This window comes from Streptomyces sp. NPDC044061 (assembly GCF_056434305.1).
This window is the reverse complement of the sequence record NZ_JBWKFL010000001.1, coordinates 433,585-448,192: the sequence shown is the minus strand read 5'-3', so window position 1 is coordinate 448,192 and position 14,608 is coordinate 433,585. Positions and strand designations below refer to the sequence as shown.

The 14,608-nt window shown below is 74.1% G+C and carries 11 protein-coding genes and 1 pseudogene; 9 read left to right on the top strand and 3 right to left on the bottom strand.

The features are described 5' to 3' along the window. Positions 1-207: 207 nt before the first annotated feature. Positions 208-1,479, top strand: a pseudogene (rpsA, locus tag AC07CM_RS02045) (30S ribosomal protein S1); the annotation flags it as partial. A 52-nt stretch (positions 1,480-1,531) separates the two neighbouring features. On the opposite strand, the gene AC07CM_RS02040 reads toward rpsA, so the two are convergent. Together AC07CM_RS02040 and AC07CM_RS02035 are read right to left on the bottom strand one after the other, a co-directional pair. Next, positions 1,532-1,972, bottom strand: a complete 441-nt coding sequence (locus tag AC07CM_RS02040) for an SRPBCC family protein (protein WP_478874368.1) — start codon at positions 1,970-1,972, stop codon at positions 1,532-1,534. 95 nt (positions 1,973-2,067) lie between these two features. Next, positions 2,068-2,841, bottom strand: a complete 774-nt coding sequence (locus AC07CM_RS02035) for a polysaccharide deacetylase family protein (RefSeq protein WP_478874456.1) — start codon at positions 2,839-2,841, stop codon at positions 2,068-2,070. Positions 2,842-3,019: 178 nt separating this feature from the next. Between AC07CM_RS02035 and AC07CM_RS02030 the strand changes: the two genes are divergently transcribed. Genes AC07CM_RS02030 through AC07CM_RS02000 form a run of 7 tightly spaced genes read left to right on the top strand, consistent with a single transcriptional unit; the run spans position 3,020 to position 12,225 of the window. Further along, positions 3,020-3,670, top strand: coding sequence for a phosphoribosyltransferase (locus AC07CM_RS02030; RefSeq protein ID WP_478874367.1), 651 nt, complete (start codon positions 3,020-3,022; stop codon positions 3,668-3,670). Between the two features lie 17 nt (positions 3,671-3,687). Then, entirely contained in the window at positions 3,688-4,158 is a 471-nt protein-coding gene (locus tag AC07CM_RS02025) for a TIGR03668 family PPOX class F420-dependent oxidoreductase (protein WP_478874366.1), read from the top strand. A 53-nt stretch (positions 4,159-4,211) separates the two neighbouring features. Beyond that, entirely contained in the window at positions 4,212-5,906 is a 1,695-nt protein-coding gene (locus tag AC07CM_RS02020) for a S1 family peptidase (protein ID WP_478874365.1), read from the top strand. Further along, on the top strand, positions 5,903-8,188 hold the full coding sequence (locus AC07CM_RS02015) for a serine/threonine-protein kinase (RefSeq protein WP_478874364.1): 2,286 nt from the start codon (positions 5,903-5,905) through the stop codon (positions 8,186-8,188). Before AC07CM_RS02020 ends, AC07CM_RS02015 begins: the two co-directional genes overlap by 4 nt. A gap of 34 nt (positions 8,189-8,222) precedes the next feature. Continuing rightward, positions 8,223-9,836: a VWA domain-containing protein gene (locus AC07CM_RS02010; protein ID WP_478874363.1), complete on the top strand. Its 1,614-nt coding sequence runs from the start codon at positions 8,223-8,225 to the stop codon at positions 9,834-9,836. Further along, the gene (locus tag AC07CM_RS02005; protein WP_478874362.1) at positions 9,833-10,915 is read left to right on the top strand and encodes a hypothetical protein; all 1,083 of its coding nucleotides are present in this window, start codon (positions 9,833-9,835) and stop codon (positions 10,913-10,915) included. The genes AC07CM_RS02010 and AC07CM_RS02005 overlap by 4 nt, the downstream gene beginning before the upstream one ends. Continuing rightward, complete coding sequence (locus AC07CM_RS02000) at positions 10,912-12,225, top strand: extracellular solute-binding protein (RefSeq protein WP_478874361.1); 1,314 nt, start codon at positions 10,912-10,914, stop codon at positions 12,223-12,225. Before AC07CM_RS02005 ends, AC07CM_RS02000 begins: the two co-directional genes overlap by 4 nt. 29 nt (positions 12,226-12,254) lie before the next feature. Here AC07CM_RS02000 and AC07CM_RS01995 read toward each other — a convergent pair whose 3' ends face one another. Then, positions 12,255-13,100, bottom strand: coding sequence for a patatin-like phospholipase family protein (locus AC07CM_RS01995; RefSeq protein WP_478874360.1), 846 nt, complete (start codon positions 13,098-13,100; stop codon positions 12,255-12,257). Positions 13,101-13,262: 162 nt separating this feature from the next. On the opposite strand from AC07CM_RS01995, the gene AC07CM_RS01990 reads away from it, so the two are divergent. After that, positions 13,263-14,606: a diacylglycerol/lipid kinase family protein gene (locus AC07CM_RS01990; RefSeq protein WP_478874359.1), complete on the top strand. Its 1,344-nt coding sequence runs from the start codon at positions 13,263-13,265 to the stop codon at positions 14,604-14,606. Positions 14,607-14,608 lie beyond the last annotated feature (2 nt).

Below are 14,608 nucleotides of genomic sequence, written 5' to 3'. Positions count from 1 at the left end.
CGCATCGCCGAGAGGCTGGAACGGGAGAAGATCCTGGGGGCTCTGGAGGAGCTCGAACGCATCGCGCCCGAGGTCGCACGGCTCCGGGCCGAGGACGCGGACGCACTCGAGGCCAGGGAGAGATTCCTGCAGTACCTGCGCGACAGCGTGCGAGGCCTCGACATCGATGCCCGCGCCGCGGTCACCAGGAACGAGATGCCCCACACGGCGATCGACGGGACGAGCATGCGTTTCCGCGAGGGCGACATCGTGGACGGCGTCGTCGTCGTGGTGAGCCGGGACCTGGTCCTGGTCAGCATCGGCCCCGGAACGGAAGGCGTCGTCCCGAGCGGCGAACTCTCGATCGTCGACGTCGCCGACCCCCACGAGATCGTGGCCGTCGGCGACGCGATCGAGGTCCTGATCCTTCGAGAGGCGGACGAGCGGGGCCGCCCGGTCCTGTCGAAGAAGCGGGCGGGGCACGCCCGCGCCTGGGAGATGATCCGGCAGGCCCAGGCCGGCGACGGCACTGTCACGGGGACGGTCGTCGAGGTCGTCAAGGGCGGCCTCGTCGTCGACGTCGGCCTGCGCGCCTTCCTGCCCGCCTCGCTCCTGGAGATGCGACGGGTCCGCGACCTCGGGCCGTACGTGGGAAAGGAACTGCAGGCGAAGGTCGTGGAGGCGGACGAGTCGCGCGGCAACGTGGTCCTGTCCCGGCGCGCCCTGCTGGAGGAGACCCTGGGCGAGGCCCGTCGGAGGTTCCTCACGACCCTCCAGAAGGGGCAGGTCCGCTTCGGGGTGGTGTCCTCCGTCGTCGATTTCGGCGCCTTCGTGGACCTGGGGGGCGTCGACGGTCTGATCCACGTGTCCGAGCTGTCCTGGAGGCACATCGACCACCCGTCCGAGGCGGTCGAGATCGGTCAGGAGGTCTGCGTGGAGGTCATCGACATCGACCTGGAGCGCCAGCGCGTGTCCCTGTCGCTGAAGGCGACCCAGGAAGACCCGTGGCGGCAGTTCGCCCGCATCCACCGGATCGGGCAGGTGATGACCGGCGAGGTCACGAAGCTGGTGCCGTTCGGCGCCTTCGTCCGCCTCGACGAGGGCATCGAGGGCCTGATCCACATCTCCGAACTGGCAGAGCACCGCGTGCAGAGCCCGGAGCAGGTCGTCCGGGCCGGCGACGAGGTCTTCGTCAGGGTCGTCGACATCGACCTGGTACGCCACAGGATCGCGCTGTCCGTCAGACAGGCCGACCAGATCTTCGCCGGTGATCCCCACGGGGCCGAGTTCGATCCGGCCGTGTACGGCATGACCGAGTCGTACGACGATCAGGGCAACTACGTCTACCCGGAGGGCTTCGACCCCGTCATCGACGACTGGAAGCCCGGTCACGATGCGGAACGCGAGGAGTGGGAGCGACGGTACGGCGAAGCGAGTCGGCTCTTCGAACGGCACCGGGCCCGCTTCCTGCGGTCCGACGGAACCGGCGCGTCCGACGGTCGGCCGGAGGGAGATCCGGACGGGATGCCCTGACCGGTGCGTGCCGGACCCGTCAGGACTTCCTCAGCAACCGGTTCACCAGCCGCCCGAACACCACCCGCGACGTCCGCTGCACGACGCCGTCGAAGCAGCGCGGCAGGAAGTTGATGCGCAGATCCTCGCGCCAGACCACGCGGCTGCGGCCGCCCGGGCCCGGCCGGACCTCGATCTCGGCCCAGCCCAGGATCACCCGTCCCCGCTTCTCCAGACGGCACAGGCCGGGCTCGCCGTCCTGCGGGGGCCGCCAGCGGGTGACCTCCATGGGGTCCTCGAAGCCGAGGGGGCCGAGGCCCGAACGGGCCACGACGCGGGTGCCCTCGCGGGTCGGGGCGGGTGTGTCCACGGTGACCCGGGTCAGGGGAACCGCGTCACCGTGGCGGGGCCACTCCGTGAGCCGGCGCCAGGTCTCCTCGAGCGGGAGCGGCACGGTGCGTTCGAAAGAGAAGAAGGGCACGGCACGATCGTAGGGAATCCGCGGCGGCCACCTGTGCCTTCGGCCCCGCCTCACCTGTCCGGCCCACAACTCGCCCCTCCCGGTGCCCCGGTGGCTCAGGGCCGGTACACCTTCCCGGGCACCGCCTTGCCGGGGGCCAGGAGCTGAGGCACCGTCACGAAGACGTAGCCGCGCGCCTTCAGCGCGTCGATGATGCCGGGTACGGCGGGCACGGTGCCCTTGTAGATGTCGTGCAGCAGGATGATCCCGTCCCGGGACACCTGGGCCAGGACCCGCTTGGTGATCAGGGCGGAGTCGTCGGTCGTGTAGTCCTTCGCGGTCACGCTCCACAGGACCTCCGCCAGGCCCTCCTCCTTGGCGATCCTGTGCACGTCGGCGTCCGTGCGGCCCTGCGGCGGGCGCATCAGGGTGGGCTTGCGCCCGGTGAGCCGCTCTATCGCGTCGTCGGGCCGCTTCAGTTCCTCGCGTATCTGCGCGTCCGAGACCCGGGTGAGGATCTTGTGGTCCCAGGTGTGGCTCGCGACCTCGTGGTCCTCGGCCGCCATCCGCTTGACCAGCTCCGGATACGTGTCGATGTGCCGCTTGCCGAGCAGGAAGAAGGTCGCCGGGACCTTCTTCTCCTTCAGGATGTCGAGCAGCCGCGCCGAGTTCTCGCTCGGCCCCGCGTCGAAGGTGAGCGCGATGCACTTCGCCTCGCGGCAGTCGACGGTCCCGAACCGCGCGGGTGCCCCGTGCGCCGCCGCGGCGCGCGCCGAGCTGGGCGACGTCGTGTCGACCTGCGCGCAGCCGGACAGTGTCAGCGCCAGGCAGGCGGCGGCGGAGGCGAGGCCGGACAGACGCAACCTTCGGGCACGCCCGCGCATCTTCATGAGCGTGCGCTGCGGGACCGCGGTCTTCTCGGGCGAAGTCGAAAGAGGCATGCCGGGACTATACACTCAGTGTATAGCTCATGTGTGCGAATTAAAGGGGATGCCTGGACGGCGTGACACACCGCCGTAGCACCATGGAGGTAGGGGGGAGGAAGGCACCCGGCGAGAGGACCAGCCCATGCGCTTCAAGGACCGGGCCGAGGCCGGACGGACACTCGCCGGCCTGCTGAGCGAACTGCGCGACCAGGGTGAACTGCCCGACCCCGTCGTCCTCGCACTGCCGCGCGGCGGGATCGCCGTCGCCGCACCCGTCGCCCGGGCTCTCGACGCCCCGCTCGACGTGCTCGTCGTACGCAAGATCGGCGCGCCGCACCACCAGGAGTTCGCCGTGGGCGCCCTCGCCGCCGACGACCCACCCCTCTTCGACGCGGACACCCTCGACCAGCTGGGTCTCACCGAGGAACGGCTCGCCCCGGCCGTGGAGCGCGAACGGCGCGAACTCGACCGGCGCGAGCACCGCTACCGCGGCGACCGCCCGCCCCTGGAACTGCGGGGCCGCACGGTGATAGTCGTCGACGACGGGCTGGCCACCGGCGCCACCGCCCGCGCCGCCCTGCGCCACGTGTGGCGCCGGGCACCCGCCCGGGTCGTCCTGGCCGTCCCGGTCGGCGCCCCGGACTCCCTCGACCAACTCGCCGCCGAGGCCGACACGGTCCTCTGCCCGTACCGGCCGGCCGCCTTCAGCGCCGTCGGCCAGTGGTACGACGACTTCGAGCAGCTGACGGACGCCGACGTGCTCGACGTACTCGACGCGCTGCACGCCCGCTGACGGCCGGGGGAGCGAGGATGCCGGAGCTGGAGGAGGCGGAGGCGCGGCGCCGGTTCGATGCCGCCCGGGTGGCCCGTTTGGCCACGGTGGACGCGGCGGGCCACCCCCACCAGGTGCCGGTGGTCTTCGCCCGGCACACCCTCGACGGCACCGACCGGCTGGTGACGGCCGTGGACCACAAACCGAAGACCACCGCCCGCCTCAAGCGGCTCCGCAACATCGCCGCGCACCCTCCGGTGTGCCTGCTCGCGGACGCCTACGACGAGAACTGGGACCACCTGTGGTGGGCCCGCGCCGACGGCGAAGCCCGCATCCTCCCGCCCGACGCCGCAGAACCGGCCGTACGGCATGCGTACGAGACCGCCGTCGGCCTGCTGTGCGAGAAGTACCCGCAGTACGGGGACCATCCGCCGGCCGGACCGGTGATCACCGTCACCGTACGGCGCTGGAGCGGCTGGCAGGCACGCGAGGAGCTTCCCGGCCGCTGAACCCCGTGCACACCAGTGGTACCGGAAGGGCACGCGGAGTAACCTCGGGTGACATGACGCGCACGGGGGAGCGAGCCGTCAAGTCACGGTTACGGACGCCACCTTGGGTGGCCCGCATCGAGGAGCCGGAGGGGCGGGTCCTGGGTGCGGGGGTGCTGCTCGCCCCCGACCGGGTGCTCACCGCGGCCCATGTGGTCCGTCCCGGACGGACCTACGTCGTCCACTTCGTCGGCGTGCCCGGCGTACCCGGTGTGGCGGCCACGGCCCGCGCGGACGAGCACGTGCCGCAGCGGGAGGACGCCTTCGGCGACCGCATCGGCGATCTGGCCCTGCTGCGGCTGGCCGAGACCCTGCCCGCCGAGCACACCACCCGGCTGTACCGGCTCGCCTCGCCGCACGGACCGGTGAGCATGTACGGCTTCCCGGAGGGCGACGACGGCGGCCGCTGGCACGGCGCCACCCTGGTCGCCGCCCGCGGCCGGGACAGCCAGGTGCAGCTGCGCCCACAGACCCCCGAGGAACGGGCCGAACCCGGCTTCAGCGGCGGGGGAGTGGTCGACCACGAGACCGACGAGGTCATCGGGATCGTCCTCAGCGTGGACGAGCGTCCGGGCTCCGTCTTCAGCTACATGAGCCCCACCGAGACCATCCTGAGTCATCTGCCGCAGGTCGCCGCCTGGACCGACGGCGCCGAAGCCGTCGACCCGGCGCTGCGCACCGGCGCCCCGGTCGCCGCCGGGCGGCTCGACGTGCCGTTCGCCACCGAACTCGCCTCCTGGTTCCGGGGCGAGGGCTGGCCGGTGCTCGTCACCGTCGTCCCCGCCCGCAGCGCCCGGGCCTGGACCCTCACCCGCGCCATCACCCTGGCCGACCGGGAGCTGCGCACCGTCGGGAACACCAGCGCCTTCGGCGACGACCCGCCCGAGACCGTGCCCCCGGCCGGCGGCCACGACCTCGCCCTGGACGTCAAGGGAATGACGGCCACCCAGGTCATGGACCGGATCGCCGAGCGGCTGGGCATCCGCGGCGACCCCCGGCCCGAACGGCTCGGCGCGCTGCGTGTCCCGCTCGCCGCCGTCCTGGTCGGCGTCGACCAGGCGGCCGAACCCGACGCCCTGCTCGGCCTGCTGGACCGGCTCGCCCAGCAGGGAGCCCGGCTGCTACTGGTCTTCCGGCGCAAGGGCGGCCGCGCCGCCCAGGCCGCCGAGTCCTTCGTCCGGCGCCCGCTGCGCGAGCGCTGGATCCGGCTGCATCGCGAACTCGACCACGTCGTCGACGAGTTGGGGCCAGCGCTCGACGAGCGCCGGGACCGCGTGGCGCCGGACCCCGGCACCCGGGACCTGCTGGACCGGGCCGAGGCCGGCGTCCGGCGCACCCGGATGCTGCGCGCCTGGGTCGCCCACACCCCCGAACGGGAGCGGGAACCCCGGGGCGCGGACCTGCTGTTCACCTTCGAGGACGCCGCCGAGCGCCGCCGGCTGCGCCTGGAACAGGCGGTGGCGCTCCTCGACGCCCGGCTGCGCCGCCGCGAGGAACTCCTCGGTCGTGTCACCGCCGAGTGGCCGCTGTGCCGGGAACGGGCCGCCGCCCAGGGCGGCGACCGGGTCGTGGAGGCCTACCGGCTGTACGAACTCGCCCTGTCGTCGCTGCGGCAGACCCCCTGCGACGTGGACGAGGCGGAGACCGCGGCCCGGCGGTTCGTCGGCTTCTGCTCCGGCACGGCACCCGGACGGGAGGACGCCCGGTGACCTCGTGCATCCGGCCCGGCTGCGCGGGCCACATCATGGCCACCGGCTACTGCGACACCTGCGGCCACCGGCACCACGAGCCGCGGACCGAGCCGCGGACCGAGCCGGGGACCGGGCCGCGGACCCAGCCGCCGCCCCCGCCGTACGACCCCCGCGCCGACGAGCCGCCGGGCCCGCAGCCCACCCACGCCGTCGCCGGCGTCGGCGAACTCGACCAGCACGGACTGGTCAGACTGCCCGAGGTCCCCGCCCCCGAGGGCGGCCTGGTCGAGGACCCCCGGCCGCCCACCGGCGGCCGCCGCTGCGGCGCGAACGGCTGCACCATGACCATCGGCGTCGGCTACGGCGGCCAGCCCGCCCGCGTCACCGGCCGCTGCCCCCGCTGCGGCACCCCCTACTCCTTCCTGCCCCAGCTGTCCGAGGGCGACCTGGTCGACGGCCACTACCGGGTCCTCGGCTGTCTGCCGCGCGGCGGCCTCGGCTGGGTGTACCTCGCCGAGGACACCCGGGCCGACGGCCACCGCGTCGTCCTCAAGGGCCTGATCGACGCGCAGGACGCGCTCGCCCGCCGCAACGCCGTGGAGGAGCGCCGCTCCCTGACGGACCTGCACCACCCCGACGTCGTCCGCCTCATCACCTACGCCGAACACCAGGTCCCGGGCCGCTCGCCCACCGGCTACCTGGTCATGGACCACATCGCCGGCCGGGACCTGCAGCGGCTCTTCGACGCCCGGGACGCCGAGCGGATCTTCCAGGGCGGCCCCCGCCTCGACCACGTCCTCACCTACGGCTGCAAGATCCTCGGCGCCCTGCAGTACATGCACGAACGTGGGCTGCTGTACTGCGACATGAAGCCCTCCAACGTCATCCACTTCGGGCGGGCGGTCAAGGTGGTCGACCTCGGCGCGGTCCGCGCCATCGGCGACCGTGCCTCCGCCTACGTGTACACCAGGACCTTCGCCCCGCCCAGGGAGGAGATCCACAGCCGCGGCTGGCACGTCGACAGCGACCTCTACACCGTCGGCATGACCCTCCAGGCCCTCGCCGAGGGCGCCGAACCGGCCCGCGGCCTCACCCCGGACTCCTTCCGCCGGCTCATCGGCCGCGCCACCCACGCCGAACCCCGCGCCCGGTTCCGCTCCGCCACCGAGATGTCCCGCCAGCTCTGGGAGGTCCTGCGCGAGTACCGCTCGCTGCAGTTCGGCGAGCAGCTGCCCGAGAGCTCCACCCGGTTCCGCGCCACCGACGCCAGCCTCGACGCCGGACTCGGTGCCATCCCCTCCCTGGACCACTGGACCATCCGCCCCGGCACCCACCCCGCCGAGCTGGACGTCTCCCCGCCCCCGGCCACCGAGGTCGCAGGCGCCCTCCCGGCGCCGGTACCCGACCCCGACGACGGCGCCGCCCTGCTGCTCGACACCTTCCCGCCCGACGCGCCCGACCGGGTCGCCCGGCAGTGGCCCCGCGAGTCCCGTCTCGGCACCCCCGAGACCGCGCTGTGGCTGTGCCGCGCCTACCTCAGAAGGGGCGAGCAGGGCGAGGCCGCGAGCTGGCTGGCCGAGGCGGAGACCCAGCTCGGCGAGCGCGCCGCCGCCCACGACTGGCGCATCGCCTGGCACCGCGGCGTGCTGCACCTGAGCAGGGCCGAGGTGCGGGAGGCCGGCAGCTGCTTCGAGGCCGTCTACCGGGCGCTGCCCGGGGAGTACGTGCCCAAGCTCGCCCTCGGCTACTGCGCCGAACACGGCGGCGAGCAACGGACGGCACGCGCGATGAGGTTCTACGAGGCCGTGTGGGCACGGGACTTCGCCCACACCGCCGCGGCGTTCGGCCTGGCCCGCGGCCACCTGGCCACCGGCGACCGGGACGCGGCCGTCCGCGTCCTCGACGACGTACCCTCCACCTCCCGCCACTACGACGCGGCCCGCATCGCGGCCGTCCGCGTCCGCGCCGGTCTCCTGCACGGCCGCGCCCCGTCGCCGGCCGACCTGCGGGACGCGGACCGGCGGTTGCCCGAGCTGCACCTGGACGGCGGGGCCGCGGACGGCGAGTCGCGGGCCCGGCTGGTCGCGGAGGTCCGCGAGAACGTGCTGCACTGCCGCCAGAAGCCGGGCGAGGGGCCGGAGTTCCCGACCGGTGACCTGTTCGGATCCGGCGCCGAGGGCACCCTGCGCACGCTGCTGGAGCAGTCCTTCAGGCAACTGGCCGCGCAGGCGCGCACCGCCGGCGAACACGGCCGGCTGCTCGACCTGGCCCACGCCGTGCGGCCGATGACCACGTTCTGAGAACGCCGACACGGGAAGCGAGGGGGACGCAGCCATGAGCGTGGCCGGGAGCGCCGGAAACACCGGAAACATCGGAAACGCCGAGCACGGCGGGAAGACCGAGCACGGCGGGCACGGCGGGAACGCCGGGCAGGACATCGCGGTGACCCTCGCGGTCGGCCAGCAGAAGGAACTGCCCGCCGTGCCGACCGCGCCCGGGCAGCCCCGCGACCGGGAGATGCACGCCATCCTGGAGATCGGGGTGACGCACAACGGCGCCCCGCGCCCGGTCACCGCGGCCGCCCGCGGCTCCGGGCCCGCCCTCGCCGAGGTGCTGATCGTCGACACCTCCCGCTCCATGCTGCACCCGGCCGCGAAACTGCACGCCGCGAAGGACGCCACGGTCGCCGCCCTGCGGCTGCTGCCGGAGGGCACCGCGTTCGCCGTGGTCTCCGGCCGGTTCGACGCCACTGTGGTCCACCCCGGCACCGACCGGGAGGTGATGGCCGTCGCCGGGCCCGCCGAACGCGCCGCCGCCGAACGCGCCGTACGGATCCTGGACGCCGACGGCGGCACCGCCATCGGCCACTGGCTCGACCTGGCCCGGCGGCTGCTGAGCAAGCAGTCCGCGCCCGTCAAGCACGTCCTGCTGCTCACCGACGGGCGCAACGAACACGACCACCGCGCCACCATGACGCTGGACACCGCCCTGGAGGCCTGCGACGGCCGGTTCGTCTGCGACGCGTGGGGTATCGGCGACGACTGGGACGCCGACCTCCTGCTGAACATCACCCGGCGGCTGCACGGCCGGGCCGGCGCGGTCCGCCGCGAGTCCGAACTGTCCGCCGCCTACGAGGAGCTGGTGAACGGACTGCTCGGCACCGCGATCCCCGAGCTGCGCATCAGGCTCACCCCGACGCCCGGCACCGTGATCCGCCAGGTCAAGCAGGTCGTGCCGAACGAGCAGGAACTCCTGCCCACAGGAACCGAGTTCGGCGACCGGGGCGCCGAGTACGTCACTCGCGCCTGGGGCGAGGAGACCCGGCACTTCCAGGTCGTGCTGACCGCCGACCCGACCGGCCGCGAGACCGGCGAGGACCTCCAGCTCGCCGCCGTGGAGGTGGTCGTACCCGACTTCGGGCCCACCGTACGGCTGCCCACGCCACGGCCGATCCTGGTCCGCTGGTCCGACAACCCGCTCGACGCCTCCCGGCAGCACCCCGGGGTCCGCCGCCACGAGCTGTACCAGCAGGCGAGCGCCGCCGTGGCGCGGGCGCGCCGGGCCTGGCTGCGCCGCGCCGAGGGCAGGGCGGAGGCGGACCGCGAACTCGCCCGGGCACTGTCCCTGGCCGAGGAACTCGGCGACGCCCAACTGCTGGGCGCCCTGCGCCGGATCGAGGCCGCGCCGGGCACGGGCCGGGTCCGGGACGGCCTCAAGGACGTCGACTGGCAGCACCTGATCCTGTCCAGCGCCATGACCACCCCGCCGGAGCAGCCGGCCGCGTCCGGTCCGCCCGCCGCCGGAGCACCGGAGCGGCCCGGCGCCGAGGGCCCCCAACCGGCCGGTGCCGACGATCTCGTCGAGTGCCCCGACTGCAAATGGATCGGCCCGGCGGACTCCGTGTACTGCGGGGGCGACTGCGGGCGGTTGCTGAGGAGGGCCGTATGAGGATCGACACGGGTGCGCGCGCCGGTGCCGGTGGGGACGCACGGCCCGGGACCGGCGGCCCGGCGCGCGCCGGCGCGGCCGCCGGCCCCGCCCCCGGTCTCCGCGATCCCGCCCCCGTGCCCCGTCTCCTCGGCCGTCTCCTGGCCGCCGGGCGGAGAGCGCCGGACGAGGGCAGTACGACCGCCCACGAGCTGGCCGTGCGCCGCCGGCTGCTGCTGGCCCTCTCGGCCGTGCTGACCCTCTCGCTGTTCCTCTCCTACCAGGGCGTGCACGGTGACGCGAACCCGCTGCGCACCTCCAGCGCGCCCGCCGTCCTCGCCATCGACACCGCGCTGTACGCGCTCGAGGAGGCGCAGGCGGACGCCACCGGTGCGCCCCCCTCCAGCAGCGGGTTCCAGACACAGATCTCGGTGGCCGCGCAGAGCGTCTCCGTGGCCGCCGCCGACGACGTCGGCGGCCCGGCGGCCCGGCAGGCCGTGCAGACGGTCGCCGGGCTGATCACCGGGTACGCGGGCATGGTCCAGAGGGCCCAACCGGAGCCCGTGGGAAGCGTGTTGCGCGAGGCGTACCTCAGCTACGCGACCAGCATCCTGAAGGCCGAGGACTCCGGCATCGAGGCCAGGCTCGAGGCGCTGCGGAGCGAACAGCTGGCGGCCGTGAAGCGGCAGACCTCCTTCGGGCCGCTGCTGTGGCTCGGCTGGAGCGTGGCCGCGCTGCTCGTTCTCGCCCTCGGCGCGGCCCTGGCGGAGACCCAGCTCTTCCTGCGCCGCCGGTTCCGGCGCAGGTACAACCGCCGGCTCATCGCCGCCGGAACGCTGCTGGCCGCGGGGTTCGTGTCCCTGCTGCTGTTCACGGTGTGGACCCATCAGGGCATGGCGGACACCCGCGCCCTGCTCGACGGGGCGCCGCCCGGTCCGGACATCCCCCGCGCGGGGCGGGACGCCGCCTCGTACCTGGAGCACACCGGCTTCCGCGCGGCGGCCGCGGTGTGGATCGTGATAGGAGGCGTTCTGCTCATGGCACTGGCCGAGACGGGACTGCGGCCGCACATCAACGACTACCGGTTCAGGCCCCGGTGAGCGCGCCCGGCAGCGGCCCCGCGACGGCCGCCCCCGGCGCCCGGCGGCGCCCCTCCCGCCACCTCGTGCGTGTGGTCACCGTGGTCGCGAGCTGCCTCGCCGTGCTCGCGGCGGCCGTCGTGGTGGGCGTACGCGCGCTCGGGCAGGAACCGACCGTCACCCTGCTGGCCAACTGGACCGGCGACGACGCCCGGCACTTCCACGACGCGGTGATCGCCCCGTTCGAGCGCAGGCACCACATCCACGTCGACTACCAGGGCAGCTCCGCCGAGAGCCAGGTGCTCAGCGCCGACGTGGAGGCCGGCACACCACCCGACGTGGTGGTGCTCACCGGCCCGGGTGAACTCGCCGACTACGCCGGGCGCGGGCAGCTCCACCCCGTCGAGAACCTCGTCCCCGACCGCGCGTTCGGCACGTCCTGGGCCACCCCGCTGAACGGGCACGTGTACTGGTTCCCGCTCAAGGCCGACGTCAAGAGCCTCGTCTGGTACCCGGGCGGCACCGGCGACCGGCAGCTGCGGCAGGCCGCCGGGCGGCCGGACCAGTGGTGTCTCGGCATGGGCTCCGGCGCCACCAGCGGCTGGCCCGGCACGGACTGGGTCGAGGACATCCTGCTGCAGCAGTCCGGCCCCGGGATCTACCAGCGATGGGCACGCGGCCTGCTGCCCTGGCAGTCCAAGGAGGTGGAGCGGGCCTGGCGGACCTGGGGGCGGCTGGTCGGCGCGGACAGGTCCCCCGAACTCGTGGCACGCGCGCTGAAGACCGACTACCAGGACGTCTCGCGCCTCCTCGCGCAGCGGCCGCGGCAGTGCACGCTGGAGCACCAGGCGTCGTTCGTGCGCACCTACGCGCCCTGGAGGGCCGCGCACGGCGGTTACAAGCCCTCGGCCGCGCTGATCCCCGGAGCCAGGGCCAGGAACACCTGGGAGGTCTCCGGGGACCTGGTGGCCCTGCTGCACGACACCCCGCAGGCCCGGGAACTGATCGGCCACCTCGCCTCCGCCGACGCCCAGCGGGCCTGGAACACCGAGGAGTCCGGCTTCTCCGTCGACACCCGGGCACAGCCGGCCACCGACGCGGGCGGTTCCTGGCACCGCTCCCTGGCCGGCCGGCTGCTGGACCCCGAGGCGGTCCACTGCTTCGACGCCTCCGACGCCATGCCGCCGCCGGTCCGCGACGCCTTCACCCAGTCCACCATCGAATTCCTCGCCGACCCGGGCCACTTGGACGACCTGCTGAAGAACCTCGACAGCCTCAGCAGCAACGAGGAGCTGACCTGGGTGCCGTCGGTCTGCGACCACGGAAGCTGACGCGGGACGCCGGCCGACGGCAGCACGGTTCAGTGCCGGCCGCTCCACGGGAGCGACAGCCCCCGCCCCTGCGCCCGTCCCGCCACGGCGGCCGGGCGGCGGGTGGCCGGGTCGAGCGCGTTGTCACCGACCGCGGCCAGCGAGGCCTCGTCGGGCGCGACGACCACGACCTCGGCGCCCCGGGCCCGCAGGTCCTCGACGGCCCGCTCCACCGGGTGCTCGCTCGGGAACGGCTCGGTGGTCCCCATCGGCACGATCACCAGCACCCGGTCGGCGCCACCCGCGTAGTCGACGTTGGCGATGGACCGCACGCCCCCGTCGACGTACCGGCGGCCGCCGATCGTCACCGGCGGCCACACGCCCGGAACGGCGCAGCTCGCCGCCACGGCGTCGACCAGGGGCACACCCGAGTCCCTGTCGAACACCCGCGCCTCGCCGCTCTCGGCGTCCACCGCGACGACCTTCAGCGCCCGGTCCGGCCAGCTGTGGGACGGCAGCCGGGACTCGATCACCGCGCGCCGCTCCGGCTCCGGCACGGTCCGCGCCCCCAGCGCCACCCGCCCCACCGCGCGCCGCAGCTCAGGCACCGAGGCGGCGGCGCCCGTCGCGGCACCGATCTCCGCGGCGAACTTCTCCAGGTCCATCTCGGCCATGATCTCGGCGGCCTGCAGTTCCGGGTCGACCTGACGGGCGTACAACTCCGCGAGCCCCAGCCCGCTGCCCAACTGCGCCGCGACGGTCGACCCCGCGGAGGTCCCGAGCAGCAGATCGGCCCCGGTGACGTCCTGCCCGGTGTCGGCGAGCCCCGCCAGCAGCCCGGTGATCCACGCGATACCGCCCACACCGCCGCCGCCCAGCACCAACGCCTCGGTCATATCAGCTCCTTGAAGTCCGTGATCCATGAGGAACGACACCCGGTGGGCCGCCGGCATTCCCCGGGGGCCGCGCTGGACGTGCCGGGCCGGGTGCCCCCTCGTAGCCTGAAATGGGCGCCGGTGCCCACATCGGCCGGGACACCGGCTCACGGGAGGTAGCCCATGAACAGGCGCTGGACCGCTCGTCTGGCCCTGCTGGCGGGCGCGGCGGCGGTGGCGGTGCTGTTGGTCTTCGCCGGGCTCACCGGCGTCGTCCTGGTGGCGGTGGGAGCGGCGGGGCTGGTGCTCACGGCGGCCGGCGTGTGGTGGATGCTGACCCGCACCGGGTGGATGAGAGGTCTGGCCGCGCTGCTCGTGTTCGCCACGCCGCTCGTGGTCCTCGCCTGGTTCGCGACCGCCGGGCTGCTGTGGGTCGTGCTGGTCTCGCTCGGACTGTGGACGCTGGCCGCCTCCGCGGGCCGCGCCGCCCTCGTCGACGACACCGCGCCCGGCATGCCGGAACGCTCCGTCGACCGGGCCCGGCGACCCTTCCTGATCATGAATCCGCGTTCCGGCGGCGGCAAGGTCGGGAAGTTCGACCTCGCGGAACGCGCCCGGGCCCTCGGCGCGGAGGTCGTCGTACTGGACCCGGACCACCGTCAGGACGTGGCCGAGCTGGCACGGCAGGCCGTGCAGCGGGGAGCCGACCTGCTGGGAGTGGCGGGCGGAGACGGCACCCAGGCGCTGGTCGCCGCAGTGGCCGCGGAGTACGACGTCCCGTTCGTGGTGATCAGCGCGGGCACCCGCAACCACTTCGCCATGGATCTGGGCCTGGACCGGCAGGATCCGTCGACATGCCTGGACGCGCTGACCGACGGCGTCGAACTCCGTGTCGACCTCGGCCGTATCCGCGCCGGGAGCGGGCCCACCGACGACGGCACCGAGCGCGTCTTCGTCAACAACGCCTCGTTCGGCGTGTACGCGGCCGTGGTGCAGAGTCCCGCCTACCGCGAGGACAAGGCCCGTACCACCCTGGAGATGCTGCCGGACCTGCTGACCCACCACAGCGGCGCGCGGCTGACGGTCCGTGCCGGTGCGCGGGTCCCGCCGGATCCCCAGGCCGTCCTGGTGAGCAACAACCCCTATCTCAGGGGCGACTCGGCGGGACTGGGACGCCGGGAGCGGCTGGACTCCGGCGAACTGGGGGTGCTGGTCGTCGAGATCGGCACCGCGGCGGAGGCGACGGACCTGCTGCTGCGCGGTGAGCGCAGCCGCGGACTGACCGCCGTCACCGCCCGCGAGGTCGTCGTCGACGCCGACACCTCCGTCGTCCCGGTCGGCGTCGACGGCGAGGCCCTCACGCTGCCCACTCCGGTGCGCTGTGTCATCGACCCCGGCGCCCTGCGGGTACGGGTGCCGCGGCACCGTCCCGGGGCGCCACGCGTGGCGCCGCCGCTGGACTGGCGCAGGGTTCGGCGCCTCGCCCTGACGATGGGCCGGGTCGCCGCGGGACGTGAGGCCGGCTGAAC